Source organism: Asticcacaulis sp., from assembly GCF_047605585.1.
In the GTDB taxonomy this organism is placed as follows: Bacteria; Pseudomonadota; Alphaproteobacteria; order Caulobacterales; family Caulobacteraceae; genus Asticcacaulis.
In genome coordinates this window covers 62,022-80,366 of record NZ_JASGFK010000002.1, presented here as the reverse complement: position 1 = coordinate 80,366, position 18,345 = coordinate 62,022, and the positions used below count along the sequence as shown (strand labels likewise).

At 56.2% G+C, this 18,345-nt stretch carries 10 protein-coding genes and 2 pseudogenes; 6 read left to right on the top strand and 6 right to left on the bottom strand.

Features of this window, described 5'->3' with window-relative positions; genetic code table 11:
- Positions 1 to 105: 105 nt before the first annotated feature.
- The 3 genes from QM647_RS06160 to QM647_RS06150 all read right to left on the bottom strand — a co-directional run bounded on the left by QM647_RS06160 (position 106) and on the right by QM647_RS06150 (position 6,154).
- Positions 106 to 1,347, bottom strand: coding sequence for a class I SAM-dependent methyltransferase (locus QM647_RS06160; protein WP_414994628.1), 1,242 nt, complete (start codon positions 1,345 to 1,347; stop codon positions 106 to 108).
- A 165-nt stretch (positions 1,348 to 1,512) separates the two neighbouring features.
- Positions 1,513 to 4,386: a TIM-barrel domain-containing protein gene (locus tag QM647_RS06155; protein WP_414994627.1), complete on the bottom strand. Its 2,874-nt coding sequence runs from the start codon at positions 4,384 to 4,386 to the stop codon at positions 1,513 to 1,515.
- Between the two features lie 100 nt (positions 4,387 to 4,486).
- Positions 4,487 to 6,154, bottom strand: coding sequence for a DUF5597 domain-containing protein (locus QM647_RS06150; RefSeq protein ID WP_414994626.1), 1,668 nt, complete (start codon positions 6,152 to 6,154; stop codon positions 4,487 to 4,489).
- 229 nt (positions 6,155 to 6,383) lie between these two features.
- Between QM647_RS06150 and QM647_RS06145 the strand changes: the two genes are divergently transcribed.
- On the top strand, positions 6,384 to 7,082 hold the full coding sequence (locus QM647_RS06145) for a FadR/GntR family transcriptional regulator (protein WP_414994625.1): 699 nt from the start codon (positions 6,384 to 6,386) through the stop codon (positions 7,080 to 7,082).
- A 508-nt stretch (positions 7,083 to 7,590) separates the two neighbouring features.
- Positions 7,591 to 7,881: a hypothetical protein gene (locus QM647_RS06140; RefSeq protein ID WP_414994624.1), complete on the top strand. Its 291-nt coding sequence runs from the start codon at positions 7,591 to 7,593 to the stop codon at positions 7,879 to 7,881.
- 33 nt (positions 7,882 to 7,914) lie between these two features.
- On the opposite strand, the gene QM647_RS06135 is transcribed toward QM647_RS06140, so the two are convergent.
- Positions 7,915 to 9,144, bottom strand: a complete 1,230-nt coding sequence (locus tag QM647_RS06135; protein ID WP_414994623.1) for a glycoside hydrolase family 27 protein — start codon at positions 9,142 to 9,144, stop codon at positions 7,915 to 7,917.
- Between the two features lie 383 nt (positions 9,145 to 9,527).
- Between QM647_RS06135 and QM647_RS06130 the strand changes: the two genes are divergently transcribed.
- Both QM647_RS06130 and QM647_RS06125 read left to right on the top strand, forming a co-directional pair.
- A complete protein-coding gene (locus QM647_RS06130) occupies positions 9,528 to 10,403 on the top strand; it encodes a UTP--glucose-1-phosphate uridylyltransferase (protein ID WP_414994622.1) in 876 nt (291 codons plus the stop codon).
- Positions 10,404 to 10,505: 102 nt separating this feature from the next.
- Positions 10,506 to 12,008 (top strand): phosphomannomutase/phosphoglucomutase, encoded by a 1,503-nt coding sequence (locus QM647_RS06125; RefSeq protein WP_414994621.1) that lies wholly within the window; start codon positions 10,506 to 10,508, stop codon positions 12,006 to 12,008.
- A 9-nt stretch (positions 12,009 to 12,017) separates the two neighbouring features.
- Here QM647_RS06125 and QM647_RS06120 read toward each other — a convergent pair.
- Positions 12,018 to 12,483: pseudogene (locus QM647_RS06120) on the bottom strand (integrase core domain-containing protein); the annotation flags it as partial.
- A gap of 947 nt (positions 12,484 to 13,430) precedes the next feature.
- Here QM647_RS06120 and QM647_RS06115 point away from each other — a divergent pair.
- Positions 13,431 to 13,565: pseudogene (locus QM647_RS06115) on the top strand (IS3 family transposase); the annotation flags it as partial.
- A 362-nt stretch (positions 13,566 to 13,927) separates the two neighbouring features.
- On the opposite strand, the gene cas9 reads toward QM647_RS06115, so the two are convergent.
- Entirely contained in the window at positions 13,928 to 17,038 is a 3,111-nt protein-coding gene (gene cas9, locus QM647_RS06110) for a type II CRISPR RNA-guided endonuclease Cas9 (protein WP_414994620.1), read from the bottom strand.
- An 885-nt stretch (positions 17,039 to 17,923) separates the two neighbouring features.
- On the opposite strand from cas9, the gene QM647_RS06105 reads away from it, so the two are divergent.
- A complete protein-coding gene (locus QM647_RS06105) occupies positions 17,924 to 18,328 on the top strand; it encodes a helix-turn-helix domain-containing protein (protein WP_414994619.1) in 405 nt (134 codons plus the stop codon).
- Positions 18,329 to 18,345: the final 17 nt, after the last annotated feature.

Below are 18,345 nucleotides of genomic sequence, written 5' to 3'. Positions count from 1 at the left end.
CGGCAAATCCGAATTCAGATTCGCCGTTGGTCATTAGACAGAGGCCGTTGGTAACGTCCTTGCGGAGGCCCGGCAAGGCATTTTTTCCGCTCAGGCGGCTCAGCTTCAGTCTGCGCGCTGAAGCTCCAGATGGACCACATTGGTACGCTGGGTGCGGAAGCCGGCTTCGCAATAGGCCAGGTAGAACAGCCACAGCTTGCGGAAGTGTCCGTCGAAACCCTTGATACGGCCTTCTTTCCACGCTGCCTCGAAGCGCTGCCCCCACTGTTTCAGGGTCTCGGCATAGTCACCACCGAACTTGAAGGAGGAGATGGCTTTCAGGCCCGCCGCCTGAGTCTGCTCCAGCAGCTTCTGCGCCGAGGGCAACATGCCGCCTGGGAAGACGTATTTCTGAATGAAATCAGCACGTGTGCGATAGTCCTCGAACATCTCGTCAGCGATGGTGATGATCTGCAGCCCCGCCTTGCCGCCCTTTTTCAACACATCGTGCAGCTTGGTGAAATAGGTACTCCAATAGCTTTCCCCTACCGCCTCGAACATCTCGATCGAGACCACGGCGTCGAACTGGCCCTTAATATCGCGATAATCCATCATCACGATCTCGACCTTGTCTTCCAGTCCCAGCCGCTTCATGCGTTCGACGGCATAGTCATGCTGGGCCTGGGAGATCGTCACCCCAGTGACGCGCGCCCCGACGGTCTCGGCGGCATATTGTGCAAAACCGCCCCAGCCGCAGCCGATTTCCAGCACATGCTGACCGGGCTTGAGATCGACCATCTTCGCCAGCTTGGCGTACTTGGCCGTTTGGGCCGCGCCCAAATCCTTATGCTCGCGGAAACGCTCGCCCTCGAACAGCGCCGAGGAGTAGGTCATCGACTGATCGAGCCACTGATCGTAGAAATTGTTGCCTAAGTCATAGTGATCGAAAATATTGCGTTTCGAGCCCGTTTTCGTGTTCTTGCGCAGAGCATGCAGCAGGCGATTGACCGTCCGGGTGATGAAATTGCCTGTAAAGAGCTGCCCCAGCTTCTCGCTGTTCAGGGTCAGAACGGTCAGCAGGGCCGCCAGGTCCGGCGTATCCCACTCCCCTTCGCGGTAGCCATCACAGAAACCGATATCGCCGGACGACATGACGCGCTTCATGAAACTGAAGTCCTTGACCAGAAGCGTTCCGGTCGGCCCCGCTTCCCTGCCTTCCAGCGTCATGTGCCGGCCATCGGGAAACACGACCTCCAGCGTCCCGAACGCCCAGACCTTTTGGAGGGTTTCGACACCCTTGCGCACCACAAAGGGCTGGTCTTTCAGGATATGGGCGATATCGGATTCACCGGAAGAAACGGAAGTCATGAACAGCGGCCTTTCCTCAGAGAGTACTCAAACGGTATGCCATGCCCGTCATCGCGGGCACTTATTCACATATATAAACACGCTAACAGAAAACAAGCCGAACGCAAAAAGGCCCGGTGCCATGACCGGGCCTTTTCACGAAGATGTTAATAAACATCGGCGTTATCAGCGCTTCACGACCACGGCGCCGCCGGAATAGGCCACTTCCTTGTCGAAGGCATCCAGCGCCCCGCTGGTGGAGGTGCCGGCCTGGATGAAGCGCACGCGGAAGGTCCGGTTGGCCAACATGCCCTTGTAACTGCCGGTGCGCTCTCCGATGGTCAGTGTCCCGGTCCGTTCGCTCCAGCTCAGCGGAATGCGGCTGAACTCCCCATGCGTATAGCCATTGCTGACGCCGTCATCCTCATAGAGGCTGAAGGTGCCGTCGGCGCCGGTATAGACAACGATGGTCAGGGGCGCGTCCGGCTTTTCATCGACATACTGCGTCACCGGTCCCATCGGCACCACTGCGCCGGCTCGGATATAGAGCGGCATCTGGCTCAGGGGCGCATTAGCGGTGATCGTCTTGCCACCGACATAACGTTCCCCGGTATAGAAATCATACCAGTTGGGTCCCGCCGGCAGGTAGACGCTGCGTGAGGTCGCCTTGTACTCGGTCACCGGCGCCACCAGGAAGGCGTGGCCGAACAGGTACTCGTCCTTGATATCTTTCACGCGAGGATCGCGGAAATCCATCACCAGGCCCCGCATAATGGTGCCGGAATTGTGGTAGGTGTCCGAGGCCGTGGCGTAGATATAGGGCATCAGGCGATAGCGCAGCTTGTCGAACCAGATCATGTTATCGCGCATCTCGGAGCCTGCCGGCGCGATCTCGAAGATCTCGCGCTTCACGCCCTCGCCGTGCGAACGGAACAGCGGCGAGAAGGCGCCGAACTGGAACCAGCGCTGATTCAGCTCGCGCCATTCCTTCAGGTCCTCGGCCGTGCCGGTGCCGCCCGAAGCGCGGTTTTCCTGCAGGCCACCAACGTCAGTGCCCTGAAAGCGCGTTTCCTGGGCATAGCCGCCGATATCGTGGGTCCAGTTCGGCACGCCCGACATCGAGAAGTTCACACCAGCGGCGATCTGGTCATAGAGATTGTTCCAGCGCCCGGCCGTATCGCCCGACCAGACCGCCGCGGCATTGCGCTGCACGCCGGCGAAGCCCGAACGGGTCAGGATGAACTGGCGAGTATCCGGCTGGTCCTTTTCCAGACCTTCATACATCGCCTTGGTGTTCATCAGGGCATAGGGGTTATGGACGATGGCGCCCGGTCCCATCTGGGTCGGGGTGATCAGGGCGGCGAATTCTTCCGGCGAAGTATTAGAGCGCACGTCCGGCTCGGTATTATCCATCCACCAGGCGTCGAAGCCCTTCACGACCAGGGTGTCGTGAAGCTGCTTGTAGTACATGTCGCGCGCTTCCTGGTTATAGGGCGAATAGTGGCTGTTGAGATAGCCCTTGCCCACCCAGTCCAGCTGGCCTTCCTCGACATTCTTCGTCCACATATAGCCCTTCTTCTCGAAGGCCTTGTAGTTGTCGGTATTGGCGTAGAACTTGCCCCAGATCGAGATCATGATGTGGGCATTCTGTTTATGCACCTCATCGACCATCTTCTGCGGATCGGGGAAGCGCTGCGGATCGAAAGTATGCGAACCCCACTGGTCTTCCGGCCAGTAGAACCAGTCCTGCACCATGTTGTCGATCGGTATCTGCATGTCGCGATAGGTCTTGAGCACGCCCAGCAGTTGATCCTGCGTCTCGTAACGCTGACGCGACTGCCAGAAGCCGTAGGCCCACTTCGGCATCAGCGGCGCCTGGCCGGTCAGGTGACGATAGCCGCCGATGACACCGTCCATGCTGTCCGAAGCGATGAAATAGTAGTTGAGGCCCGTGCCGGCTTCCGACGAGAACTGCAGCGAGTGGGCATCGGCCACGGCTTGCGGATTGTTGTGGGTGATCGCCACCATACCACCGGAGGGCTGCCATTCGAGATGCAGTTTGACAGGCTTGTCCTTGGAGAAGCTCTGTTCGAAATTGTGATACCAGGGGTTCCAGCCCTGACGCCAGACGCTGAGCACCTTCTTGCCGTCTATGGTCAGGTCAGCATAATCCGAGGCATAGAGCTGCATCTTGTGGACGCCGGAAATCTCCGAGGTCATGGTGCCGTCCCAGACCACCAGAACCTTCTTGCCGGCGGTCGCTTCCTTGGAAAGCGCCGGATCGGTGGGCCAGTTGGCGGCGACATCGCTCAGGTACTGGTATTTGATGTCGCTTTCCACGCGGGTCAGGACCAGCTTGCCATCGACATAGTATTTGGCGGTCAGGCCTGGCGTGCCATCCTCGGCGGCCAGCTTGAGATCGCGGCTGAACAGGGCATAGGACGTCGGGTTGCCCCAGCGGGTGATCGAGTTGTTGTCCCAGAGGAGACCGTAATTGCGGTCCGACATCACGAACGGAATGGCGACGTCCATGTTGTGCTGGGAGAGCAGCACATCCTCGCCGTTCATGTCCATCTGCGCGTTCTGATGCTGGCCCAAGCCATAGAAGCCTTCGGTCGTGCCGCGGTTGAACTGGGCGTGGGTCGCGACGTATGACTGGCCTTCGACCGTCACCGGCGTGATACTGGCGGCGGCCTCGGTCAGGACCGGCCTGCCATCGACATTGTAAAAGGTGACGAGCCCGGTCTCCAGCGAGACCACGGCCGAGGCCTTTTTGGCTTTCAGGGTGACGCTGGTCTTGGTTTCCGAGACCGTGAAATCGCCGCCCGGCGTGGCGATGGTCATCAGGGAGGGCATCTGCTGGCGCGCCGGATCGTCGGTGGCCAGCACATGGATGATGGAATCGCTCATCACTTCGAGGCGGACTTCCTTTGCGGTGCCGGTATCGGGCTTCACGACAATGCCGGTGGTGGTCTTTTCGTAACTGCCGGCCAGGGCCGCGCCCGCCGACATCATCAGGGCCACGATCGAAACCGAGGCCAGAACCTTCGCTGCTTTCATCTCAACTCTCCCAGATTATCTTCTCCTCCCCTGCTTGTGGGGAGGTGACGAGCGTGTCTCGCCGGAGGGGGCTTTTCGCCCTTACTTACTGTTCGTTGGCTTACTGTTCGTAGGTCGCCAGTCGGACCTTCAATATCACGGGTTCGCCGGTGAAGTTGAGCCCGTAATCCGTCTGGTCGCCATTCCACACGCGCTCGAAGACCCATTTGCCGTCTTCAAAGTGGCCTTCCTCAACGCGATCGAGCAACATGCCCTTCTTCGCATTGGCCTCACCGGCCCCGAAGGTCACGCGGGCATTCAGGCCAGCCACCAGGAACTCATTGTCGCTCAGCCTGGCCACGACCACGCCGCCGCTGGGGATTTCCGAACCTTCCGGGAAGCCATTCTTGTTTTCAGGGTCCCACTTGCGCAGACCGAACTGCCATTCGCGATAGCTGACCACGGCGTTCCACTTCGGGCCGAAATCCAGCTTCTGATCCGAATGGTCATCCGGTTCGGACACGCCCCAGACCTGCGATTCAAAACTCAGCTTTGCCCATTCGCGGTCCATGCCGCCGAACAGCTTGTAGACCGTGGCGAAGGGTTTCACCATGTCGGCATTGACCAGGGTCGTGCCCAGCGGGTGATTGGAATAACGGGTATAATCGAAGCCGAACGGATCAAAACCGATACCCTGACGTCCCAGCACCGAGAAGATGTAGCGGGCATAGATCGGTTTGTTGCCGCTCTCGGCGACATAGAGCGGATTGTCCTTGCGGGCATACCAGTTCAGTGTCGCCTCATAGGATTGCGAGGTCGGCGTATAGAGGTCCGGCGCCAGGAATTCGATATGCGGCGCGGCCGCTTTCCAGACATCCATCACGCTGTAGACCGGCCCGCCGGAGGCATAGGAGCCGGCCGGCTGGTCCGGATTGAGCGGGTCTTTCAGCGCCGCATTGACATAGGTCGGCAGCGGATAGACCGCATCGCCCGCCGCCACGATATCGTCGATATAGCTGGCGATCGACCAGGCATGGAAGTATTCGTCGGCATCCTTGCCGAAGACCGTGTTCCAGTCCCCTGATTTCTTGTTGTACTTTTTCAGCAGCGCCGCCGGCACCGGCTTAGCCATAAGCGCATCGGCCTTTTTCGAATAGTCACGCGCCGCGCCATAGACCCCGACCTCGTTTTCCGGCTGAAGCATGATGACGGTGTGCTGGTCGCCATCGATCGCCTTGATGTGCTTGACGAGTTCAACATAGGCCTTCTTGTCGGCCTCGCGCGTCGAATCGTAGAGCGGCGACAGCGCATAGGAGGTGGTGCCGTCCTTGTTTGTCAGGCGCGGGAAACGCTTATTGTCGGTCTTGACCCAGGTGGGGGTATAGGATGGCCCGGTGTTCTTCCAGGTGCCGAACCACAGGATCACCAGGCGGACATTGTTTTCACGCGCCTGCGTCACCAGGGCATCGACAAAGCTGAAATCGAACTTGCCTTCAACCGGTTCGATCTGCTCCCACGCCACCGGCATGGTCAGGGTATTGGCGTGCAGATCCTTGATCGCCGGCCAGACCTTCGGCAAGGCCGCTTCATAATTGCTCGAATTGTTGGCCTGCCCACCCAATACCAGAAACGGCGCGCCATCGACCATCAGGGCGTACTTGCCATTCTTCTGCACCAGCTCCGGCATCGGTGTCGCCGCCTGGGCCGACAGGGCGCCGGCGAGCCCCAATACGCTGGCTGATAACGCTACCAGACACCCGCCGCGTGAGATGTGTTTAAAGATTTTCATGTCTTCGCTCCCAACAAAAGCCTGCCGCTTCACTTCTTATCGCAAAGTTTTACCTGCGATTTTTACGGTCATATTTGAAAAAGTCTTACATGAGCGGCGGAGCCATCGGCAAGCGCCAATTCAAGATTCCGATTTTAAATAATACTTTTTTATGTAACCTGTCACAGCCGGTGGTCGAATCCCATGATCAGACTGGCCACAGGGATGTAAATACAAGAAAGCGGATTCCATGCGTTCCGAACTCGGCGTCAGCCTCGCCTACGGGCTCCTTTCCACGCTCGGACAGGCCATTGTCACCGGCGAATATGAAAAGACCGGCTTTCCGACCGAAGCCGAACTTTGCGCCAAGTTCGGCGCCAGCCGCACGGTCATGCGCGAAGCGGTCAAGATGCTCTCCGCCAAGGGGCTGATCAGTTCGCGCCAGCGCCAGGGCACGCGCGTCGAGCCGGTCGAGAACTGGAACCTGCTCGATCCGGACGTGCTGCGCTGGCTGATGGAACGCCCCTACTCCAACAAGATCTTCCGCGAATTCGCCCAGATGCGCCTGGCCATTGAGCCGGTAGCAGCGGCCCTGGCGGCCGAACTTCAGGACAAGCGCGCCATTGCCGGCATCCGCGAGGGTCTGCAGGCCATGATCGACCACGCCAGCCAGTCTGACCTGGCGCTCCAGGCCGATATCGACTTCCACGTCGCCATACTGAAGGCCTCGGGCAATCCGTTTTTCTGGCGCCTGAAGCCGCTGATCACCAATGCCCTGCACCTGTCGATCCAGCTGACCAACAAGATTTCCGGCCATATGGCCGATATCGATGCCCACGAGGCCATACTGGTCGCCATCGAAAAAGGCGATGCCGCCACCGCGCGCAAGGCTTCGGAAGAAATTCTGCTGGAATCGCTGAATTTTATTGAAAAAGCACAAGCCGGCTAAACAAATCCAAAGGCTATGTTTTATGAGACGCATATTATTGATGAGTGCGCCTATAGTTCTGCCTGGCCTGTCACGTGCCAATGAGGCTCCAGCCTCAAATTATGTAACCACTTCAAATACGAAAATTCTGTTTTACGGCCCTCAGCCCGTTTACTCAGGCTATCTACATAAACGGGATAGCTTTCAAACATATGCTTTGCATTATAACTACAAATATGAAGAGAGCTGACCGATTATAACCATACGATCCATCACATTTCGCGAAACGTATGATCTATGCGACTTTCGCGCTTTAATAGTAGTATAATTCGCAAAAATTTAAATTGACTGAGTATTATAAGGCAACACATCGCCCCTATTCACAACAATTATGCGTAGGTATAAATTTTTTACTTTTATGACATAGTTTTGAACAGATAAGAGGGCGGGGACAATAGGTTTATTTTAAAAACCAACCTCTTCACCAGTAAAGGCGTACCAGTATCCGCGTGTAATTCCGGAGAGGTTTATGTCCAATATTCGTGATTTGCTTGAATACATTAAGACAGTTGACCGGCTGCATGTGGCCGTAGGCCTGAACAGCCGCACCCAGTTGGAAAAGGATTTTGAACGCTTTCGCTCCATGCCGGGCACGGTGAGCGTTTCGGAGTACCTGCTGAAGCGCGTCAGGCCGTATCTGCCGAAAGGTACAACGGTCGGCGTGTACGATCCCGCCGGACGGCTGGTCAGCATGACCGCCCTGCTGGAAAATATCCGCATCCCGGACGCCGCACGTCAGGTTGTCAATCAGCGTCGGTAAAAAGCGCCGGAGATATCCGGCGCTTCCCCCTCATCAAATGGTCGGCGAAATCCGCACCATCACCACGCCATGTGGTGCAACCTCGGCACCATAGCCGCCCTTGACACCCTTCTTTACGGACTTCGACCACAGGTCCTTGACGCTGGCCTTCAGGCCCGGCGCCCATTGCAGATCATCCCAATCCACAGAGATCGTCTTGGCCTCGGCGGAGCGGTTAAACAGCACGACGGCGCGATCGCCGCCAGCCAGGGGCCGCACCCAGACCTCGGCATCGCCATTTTGCGCCACGCGACGCGCCTGCTGGCCCAGCTTGTCCTGGTCGATGGCAATGACATCCTTGTTGGTCAGGATATCGACCGTCGCCTTGTCCATATTCGACAGGTCATTGCCAGCGATCAGCGGCGCGGCCAGCATGGCCCACAGCGAGAAGTGCGAGCGGTATTCCACATCGGTCATGCCGCCATTACCGACCTCCAGCATGTCCGGGTCGTTCCAATGGTTCGGACCGGAATTGGCCCAGAGATTGGCATTATGATCGAGAATCCACAGGAAGGAATGGCTATAGCCCTCATCCTTATCCCACGAATCGCGAATGTCGCCGGTCGTACGCCACAGGTGACCAAGGGGCGCTGCCCATTCTTCCGGCTTGTTATCGCCCCATTCGCAGATGGAAAAGACAATATCCCGGCCTGAAGCCCGCAGCGCCTTGGCCATGATGGTATAGGACGAATTCGCCTCACTGGAGCCGGTGTAGCACCAGTCAACCTTCACATAGTCGACGCCCCAGGACGCCCAGGTGCGCGCATCCTGAAATTCATATCCGCGGCTGCCCGGACGGCCACCACAGGTCTTGGCGCCGATATCGGAATAGAGACCGAACTTGAGTCCCTTGGAATGGACATAATCGGCCAGGGCCTTGATCCCCGAAGGAAAACGCTCCGGATCGGCCTGGATGGTGCCATCGGCCGCGCGATCCTTCTGCCAGCAGTCATCGATGACGATATACTGATAGCCGGCGTCCTTCATGCCGGAAGAGGCCATGGCATCGGCAACACCGCGAATCTTGGCTTCATCGATATTGCAGCCAAACTTGTTCCATGAATTCCAGCCCATCGGCGGTGTCATGGCCACCTCGGGTTTGGGCGCCTCAAGCCCCAGGGTTTCGTGCGCCGAGGCCACGCCAAAGCCGAAAACCGGCGTCAGTAACAGGGCCGCCGCACCGATACGCAAAATCCCGCTTCGCAAGACTATAGACAGTTCCATTGTTCGCTCCCAAAAATCGCTGGCTTTTCGCTGCTTTTGCGGCGAAATAAATATTACAAAATGCATTTTGGCAAGCAGGCCGCGGCGATTAAATAAATTTATTTTTATTATTCTCCGCCACTGGTATTTTTGAAATGAGAAGCTACCCTCCCACCATTCCCGGTGTTTTTGGCAACTCATTCGTATTTTCGCATAACAGGCTTATTTTTTAACACATTTCAGTCAACAACAGCGGCTATAAATTTTTGTGACAATACGGGAAAGCCTATTCCAACGGTTGCTGTTTTCGAGTTGACACTCTAACGTCCCGCCGGATCGAGTCCCCGCCCTTGTCTGAAAACATAATATCAGGTGGCCAAAGCCACGTTACACCAGAGGTTCTTTTGTCAAACAAGCGCGTTCGCAAAGCCGTTGTTCCCGTAGCCGGTCTGGGAACCCGTGTTCTGCCCGGCACCAAGGTGGTGCCCAAGGAACTGCTGAATGTGGTGGACCGCCCCATCCTCTCCTATGTGGTCGCCGAGGCACGGGCCGCGGGGATCGAGCACTTCGTTTTCGTGACGGGCCGTGCCAAGGGCGCCATCGAGGACTATTTCGATCACCAGGTTGAACTGGAAGCGCAGCTCGCTGCCAAGAACAAGACCGCCATTCTGAATGGCCTGCTGGCCGAGTTGCCCAAAGCCGGCGAGATGAGCTTTATCCGCCAGATGCAGCCGCATGGCCTCGGTCACGCCGTCTGGTGCGCCCGCGATGTCATCGGCGACGAACCCTTCGCCGTCATCCTGCCGGACATGGTCATGGACGCCGAGGTTTCCGCGCTCAAGCAGGCGATCAATGCCTATGATGAGGTCGGCGGCAATATCATCGTCGTCGAACCGGTGCCGCACGATCAGACGCATCAGTATGGCGTGGTCGCGATCGAGACCCAGGGTGGACGCCTGAACCGGATGACCGGCATGGTAGAAAAGCCCGCGCCAGGCACTGCGCCCTCCAACCTGATCGTCTCCGGCCGCTATATCCTGCAGCCGGAAATCTTCGAGCTGCTGGCCTCGCAGGAAAAGGGCGCCGGTGGCGAGATTCAGCTGACCGACTCCATGTTCCGCCTGATGGAAAGCCAGACCTTCCACGCGCTGGAATATGAGGGTATCACCTACGACTGCGGCGACAAGATCGGCCTCCTGCGCGCCAATGTCGCCCTGGCCCTGAAACACCCGGAACTGGGTGAGGCCGCCCGCGCGGCCCTGGCGCCTTTCTTCCTGTAAGCTTGCTCAATCGCCTCATGATCCGAGAGGCTTTGAATTTTTACTTTTCGATGTGGCATAGGACGCCTATACCGTGCCTACATATCTGAGGACCTGCCTGAAATGACGCTGCTGCCCAAGCCCGATATCGCCGAGAATACCTATGAATATGAGACCCAGGCCAAGGTGAAGGCGACGGGTTTCCGCGAATATGACGCGCGTTGGGTCTTCGGCAAGGAAATCAACCTTTTGGGCATCCAGGCCTTGGGCCTGGGGCTGGGTACCTATATCCACGAGCGCGGCGTCACGCCGAAGCTGGTGACCGGCCATGACTTCCGCTCCTACTCGACCAATATCAAGAACGCCCTGATCCTCGGCCTGATGCAGGCCGGCATCGAGGTCATCGATATCGGCCTGTGTCTGTCGCCCATCGCCTATTTCGCCCAGTTCGACCAGGACGCCTCCTGCGTTGCCATGGTCACCGCCTCGCACAATGATAATGGCTGGACCGGCGTGAAGATGGGCTGCCAGGCGCCGCTGACCTTCGGTCCCGAGGAAATGACCCGCCTGAAGGAGATCGTCATGGGCGGCCTCGGCGTCGAGCGCCCCGGCGGCAAGCTGACCCGCGTCGAGGGCGTGCAGCAGCGCTATATGGACGACATCTCCTCCAAGCTGCAGCTTAAGCGCAAGCTGAAGGTCATCTGCGCCTGCGGCAACGGCACGGCCGGCGCCTTCGCGCCGCAAACTCTGCGCGCCATGGGGGCCGAGGTCATCGAACTCGACACCAATCTCGACTCGACCTTCCCGAAGTACAACCCGAACCCCGAAGACCACGAAATGCTGGTCGACATGGCCAAGGCCGTGAAGGCATATGGCGCCGATGTCGCCCTGGGCTTCGATGGCGATGGTGATCGCTGCGGCGTGGTCGACAACGAGGGCAATGAGATCTTCGCCGACAAGATCGGCCTGATGCTGGCCCGCGACCTGTCGGAAATCTACAAGGACGCCACCTTCGTGGTCGATGTGAAGTCGACCGGCCTCTACGCCACCGACGAAGTGCTCAAGAAGAATGGCGCCAAGACCGTCTACTGGAAGACCGGCCACTCCTACATCAAACGCAAGACCGACGAACTGAAGGCCCTGGCTGGCTTTGAAAAGTCGGGCCACTTCTTCCTGGCTCCGCCGATCGGCCGCGGCTATGACGATGGCCTGAAGGCGGCCGAAGCGATCCTCGCCATGCTCGACCGTAATCCGGGCAAGAGCCTGTCCGAACTGAAGAACGCCCTGCCGGTCGCCTGGACCTCGCTCACCATGAGCCCGCACTGCGCCGACGAGGTGAAGTACCAGATCCTGGAAAAGATCGTTAAGGAATATGAGGACCTGCTCGCCGCCGGTGGCTCGATCCTCGGCCGCAAGGTCACCGAGGTCATCACGGTCAATGGCGCCCGCGTCCATCTCGAAGACGGCTCCTGGGTGCTGGTCCGTGCTTCCTCCAACAAGCCGGAACTGGTGGTCGTGGTCGAGAGCCTGCGCTCGGAAGATGATATGCGCGATCTGTTCCGCAAGGAAGTGAAGCCGCGCCTGGCCAAATATCCCGAAATAACTGACTACAATCAGGAAATCTAGGTATTTAGATATTCGATGGATTGGATTTAGCTTGAATCTTTTTGGCTCAGTTGTCCATTGTTTGCAGATGAACTTCTATGGCGGAAGGCGCTCGAGTGTCTTTAAACGCCGCTCGAAGTTGTAAGCGTCAATGAAATCGACCAGGTGCTTCTTGAGTTGCGCATGAGCGTCGTAGTGAAAGCGCTTACGGTTGCATCCTTGATGGTGAGGTTCATCCGCTCGACTTGCCCGCTTGTCCAAGGACGCTTCACCTTAGTTAGACGGTGTTCAGTGGCGTTTTCTTCGCAGACCCCGTCGAAGATGTGATGGAAGGCATGGTATGCCGCTCCCGATTGGTGAACTGTACGCCACTGTCGGTCATACTGGTGTGGGTGGTGTAGGGCACAGGGCTGATCGGGTTGCGCAGGAACTGGGCCATCTTTCCTGCCTTGGTATAGAGTTCAATAACGGCGAACTTGGATGGCCGGTCGATGGCGGTCTTCGGCCAATAGGGGAAGAAAACTTTACGCCGGCTGTTGCGACACAGGCGGACGAGGCTTTAGCTGGTCTTTTGCCTTGGCTGAAGCTGCGATTGCCCGCGAGGAGGCCGAGACCAACAAATGCGATAGCATTATGGACTTGCTTCGCGGCCAGCCGAGGTTGCTACGTCAGTGCCACCGGGGTTAATTGCCAAAGATGTCCATGATGCCGGTTCAGAGCCGTCCATCGATATGTCATTATGCTTTGACTACGACGTTTTCTCTGCTAAAAATCAGTCGGGGTCTTTTCCTCGAATGGATTATTGTTGCGGTTGGGCTCCGACATATCTCTGCTAAGACATTGACGATTGAATAGGAATGCATCGGTGGCGGCTTGGCTTGGACGTTTTCTCAACTGAGACCGCCACACCTTTTTAGGCTTTGTCCTATTGGTTTGATATGTGCGGATCTGATGCAGATTCCTCAGGAATCTGAAGGATTGCCCATCACTTGTTGACAGGCGGTTAGACGAGTAAATGGCTCGGTTTTAATTCTATTTGTCAACGAACCACGGCAAGCCCCTCGTGGATGACCGCCGAGCGTAGAGCCGACTCATCTCGCGACGGACTGCGCTGGCCGGAGGCGGCTGCGGCTTATGGTCCGCACAAGACACTCTGCACCGCAGCAGCTACTGCGTCAGGACGAGAGCGGGCGTGTGTGACGCCCAGACGGAACGCACACTGATCGGCGCGACTTTTGAAGGTGGAATGCACCGGTTCAGTGCTGTCGGTAAAAAGGGACCATTGAAATCGTATGTCGGACGGTTGATCGGGCACACCAAGGGCGGCATGGAAGGGAGCGAGGTGATCCCAGAAATCGGACATGGTGCCTTCCCGCCCTGAGCGGAAAAAGTGGGGAATTTTACTTCGGCACTTTTGGGGAAATTTCATCCGGCATTGATACCTGGCCCTATCTGCTGCGCGGCTTGACCATCGACCAGCCCAATCAGGTCTGGTGTGCCGACATCACCTACATCCCTATGCGCCGCGGCTTTCTTTACTTCGTCGCCATCATGGACGGGTTCAGATGCAAGGTTCTGCTACAGTGCTCTTTAGGCCGCGCATTCTCTGCCGAGATGCCAAGCTCGAAAAAACCGCGAAACTATGTTGTTACGGTCGAGCACCAACGTTTTTCTTTCAAATCTAAGGATTTTGCGCGTAAGGGGACGGCAGGTGGCATTTTGTACTGCCAAGAGCATCCTCGTCACATGGGTTGAGAAATTGAAAGAATGATCTGGTCACGACAGTTGAAGCGTATGATGTGCGGACCGCTGGTGACGATTAGGACGCCCACTCGATCATATTGCTTTATTCGAGCCGGGTCGACAAACGTTCCGATTACGAGGGGCAAACGTCTCATTTAGACTATTATGTGACTATTTAATATATTTATATCAGAAATTTATAGATTATGTATTTTTCCTAAATCATTTACTAGAATTTTCCTAAACATTCTGCATTTTAAAACACTAATAGACGTTATTAACCATTCAAATTTATCTTCCGCGTCTCTATGTCTATCATCTAATTTTCCGCCTTCATTGTGTGGTGCAAAAAATATCGTATTATTCGAAGGATTAATTCTATATACTTTTACAATTTCTTTGAAACCTGATTTTCCTTCAATTTCGGCTATATCTCCTTTAAATAGTTTACCGACAAATTTATAGCTTTCCTTTACATTCTTCCATGCAGGCGTCCAATCCCTTTGGTTTGCCTCGTACATGTTTACGAAGTGCCCATGCCACTGGCCTTTATTGTCTTCCACTATATCGACGTGGTGAATAGAGCCCGGAATGACGGCACGATAGGCCTCGCCCGACTTTTGATTGTTGATCCGGATAAGGTCTTCATGTTTTTTGAAAATTCGAACTCGGCGAATGCCAGTCCTGTCGCCAAAATCGCTGAGAGCTGTTTGTAAAGCTTTTGCATCCTGGCCGACATCGTGCTTGATCTGTTGAAGTTGGTCGCGCAGTTTTAGATCGCGCACCTTTTCAATTTCATTCCAGGTCAAGGCGTCGATGGCCTTTCGCCTGACTACGTCGCCATAGACCCGATCGGCACCGGTGACAATGCCGTAATTGGTATCCTTATGCAGGGCGCCGCCCAAACCATGTTCAGGCTTGTGGGACACAATAATCGCTTTAATCTGCGCTTTCACATGATCGCGGAAGTGTTCGAATGGCTCTGGCACGTTCCGAGTGATGTATGTCAGATCGTCCTTATGCTCATGTCTACCGGCGACACGGCTAACGCGTTGTAAAAAGGCGCGATCGATAATACCAACCACGCAGGCACTGACGGCATGGTGACGGTGGTCCGCACGGTTTTGAGGGTGATTGTCTAGGATGGTATTTAGGCCAAAGCGGGCGCGCAGTAGCGCCGTTAACTGACCGGTAACCACCCAAACCGCATTTGGATCGTTACAAATGCCGATCACGTATTTACGGACGAGGGTTGCCAGATGGCGCGTCTCATTTAATTGGCGCGTCAAAAAATCGCGGTCTTCACCTTCAAAGCGTTGCATAGCTTCCGGTTCGAAACGCCAGCGTTTGTTCGGCGGCAGGGCGCGGGCGCGTTCGCGGATGGCTTCATAATCCATGCCCTGATAAGCTTCGCTCGGCGCCATATTGCGTTTACTACGGTTGGCGCCGCGCATGGCTAGGGTGCGGTTAGCAAAAGTGCCGTCGAGCGTGCGTGAGTAGGGCAGGATATGCTCGATCTCGACCTCGCCGCTCAGAAGCTGTTCCAGACTAATGGGCCGGCCAGTATAGACGCAACTGCGCTGTATCGGCGAACCAAGCTCTTCCCACAGCCGCATAAGCATTAAGGTATTCGGCGTCGCTACCCGTTCCAGCGCCTCGATCTCAGCCTTGCGGCGGGCATTGTTCTTTTCGTTGTCTTTCTGGGATTTGGCCAGTTCGTCTTTCTGCTTCTGCGATAGTTTCAGGTCACGCGCCAGTTCGAGGACGATCTGCTCTGGATGGCCGTATTCTTTCACCAGCCCATTTACGACACGGCGCAGTTGGTTAAGCGCGACATGAACGGTGGGGTTGGAAAGCCGGCCGTATTTCTTGTCGGGCTTATCGGCCGGATTGAGCGTACCGCCGAGGGTATGGCGTTGCAGTACCTCGCCGTAATAGGGCAGTTGGTCGAAGACTTCGCTTTCTCGTTCATGGGAATGATGCTTGTCCGGAAAGGCGGCTTTCACTGCCTTGTCATAGGTTATGACGTTGGCTTTCAGGGCCTCCAGGATATGTGTGGTGGCGGTCAGGCCGAGATTGTCATGGCCTTCGGGCAGGCGAATATTGGCAGTGGCACGGGCGGTGTCTTCAGCTAGGCCGTAGGTCGCCATCAGATAGGCGATCAGCGCCTCTTCGCTTTGTACGCTATTCAGTCGCAGGACGATATCGGCTCGCTCTTCGGTGGTCAGATTGCCCCAGGTCTGACGTAAGGGGCCCTTCCTCGGATTGGCCAGACGCGCTGCCACTTGGTCGCCAGCCAGCCGGTCGGTTTTGCCGCTTTCCTCAAGCGTCGAAGTCGTGCCTGCAGGCAGACCCAGGTGTTTGTGCATTCCGGTCTTGAAAGTCACGTCCTCACCCGAAAGCAGTACGGAGGCAAGCTTATCGCGGTCACCTTTGCTTAACCGGACGGGGGGCTGGCCATGGACGATCAGGCGCAGATGGTTCAGATGCTGATAGATACGGCGGGCCTGTGAGAGCGGATGTGCCTTGGCCAGGCGCTCCTCGGTCGGGAAAAAGGTACATTTGCCGACGAGCGGCGGTTTCAGCGGCCGTTGGAAGAACAGGATTTCATGCAAGCGGCTGTGCCATTCAGGCGTCAAATTGGGGTGATGCTTTGTCTGTTCTGTCCATAATTTATTGAACTCAGCTTTCAGCATATCGCGTGTGGGATAGAAATCGTACTGCGTCTTGGCGTTTTTTCCGCGCAGGCGGATGCGAACATTTTCTCGTTGATCATGGCGCTTGGCGAGGAATTCGCCGTACGTCTTACAATCATTTGCGGCCATAAGGATATTCAGCGCCGCCGCGGCCTTTTTGATCTTGCCGTCTTCTCCATCCGTGTCGGAATCGGCAATGCGATTGGACTGGAAGCCGCGCCGTTGGTTTAGATGGAATAGGACGCGACCGAATTCATGAAGGTTCAGCGCTTCATAAAGCCCTTTGCGGCGCAGATCGTAGGGGTCAAGCCTTTCCAGCGCCTTACGGTCGGCGTCGACTGCCGGCATCAGCCCGGCCTTGATCAGTTCGGCCATCAGGAAGGTGCGGCGTTGTAGGTATCGGTCGCGGTTACGGCGCGTGGTGCGCGCCGCGCGTCGGACCTCTGCCAAGGATGCACCGCTTTTCGGATCGCGACTATCGGAGAACATGCGCACACCGGCATCGGTTAGGCTGACCGGGGCCAGGCCTGCGCTGAGCTCAAAAACAGCCCAGCCAATCGAGTTTGTGCCGAGATCGAAGGCAAACCGATACCGTTTATCTTTCTCGCTCATATTAGTCCTTTGTCGATTTTGCCCGACCTTGACATGAATTGAGCGGCGTGTTCAAGTACGCTGTCTTAGCAGAGACGACGTCGGTGGCCTCTCCGTTAACAAGAGAGAATTCTCACCAGATGAGGGCAGTCTACGGGCTGCCCTTTTCGTTTGTATAGTGTGGTCATGCTGACTAGCCATACGTACGCAAGAGAGCGAAGATCGTCCAAACAGCCTGTTGACATTGCAATTGTTAGTTGTGTGGATGAGGTGGGCAACTTGTGTTTGCGCATCGCTCTTTTCGTCTACCTGACCCGGTTCTCCGCAGGATGGTCGTATGGAAGGCCAATTTAAAATCTGTTCTAGAGGAAGTCGGAGGCAGGACCTTTCCTTAGCCGACAAAAGTCCTTGATCGATCTGTACGGCATTTCCTCCTTAGAAGTCGCGCCGTACATGTTCGGCTTATATAGCCGAGATTGAAAATGAGCGTTGGATGGAAATGCCTTGAAGGCAAACGAGCCCAGCCCCCCAGGATATCCGCACAGTTACCCCACCCACTCTCATAATTGCCACTCGACGACGAACATTGCAAACCCTATAATTGCGAATAAATGCTAGGGAAATGAATTTTCGCGAACCTGAGACCTGAGATTTGGATCGAAAGGTGCAATCTTAGACAAGGGGCCCTTACGATATTTTAACCGGTACATCATGCCGATGCATGAATAGATAGTCGATGAATAGGCAAAAAGCCGTTGTAAAAGTGTGAGTGCTATAATGGGAGATTTGGCTCATCGTAGTTAAAAGCAACTATGCGCGAGAGTCTTGGCAGGCAGGATCGCCTCGCAGGCGCGAACCATTGTTAACGGAGTTCTCGTGTGGCACGTATGGCTGGTAAGTTCAAGTATGAGTAAGCCTATGATTATCGATATCAAAGACAAGAATCCCGTCGATCTGCATGTCGGCAGCCGCGTTCGTCTGCGGCGCAAGTTACTGGGGTTGAGCCAGGAGGCCCTGGGTAATGCACTTGGCCTGACCTTCCAGCAGGTGCAGAAGTACGAGCGCGGCGCCAACCGCATCAGCGCCTCGAAGCTCCACGAAATGGCGCGCTTCCTGAAAGTGCCGGTGCCCTATTTCTTCGAAGGCGTCGGTGGGGAGGAAGACGGCTTTGTCGAATCCGATTCTGAGCGTTCCGTCCATGATTTCCTTGCCACCGTCGAGGGCGTCGAATTGGCGGAGGCCTTCCCCCGCATCCGCAGCGCCAGTCGTCGCCGCAAGCTGCTGGAACTGGTCAAGGCGCTCAGCGAATAGTACCGCTCTGACAAACA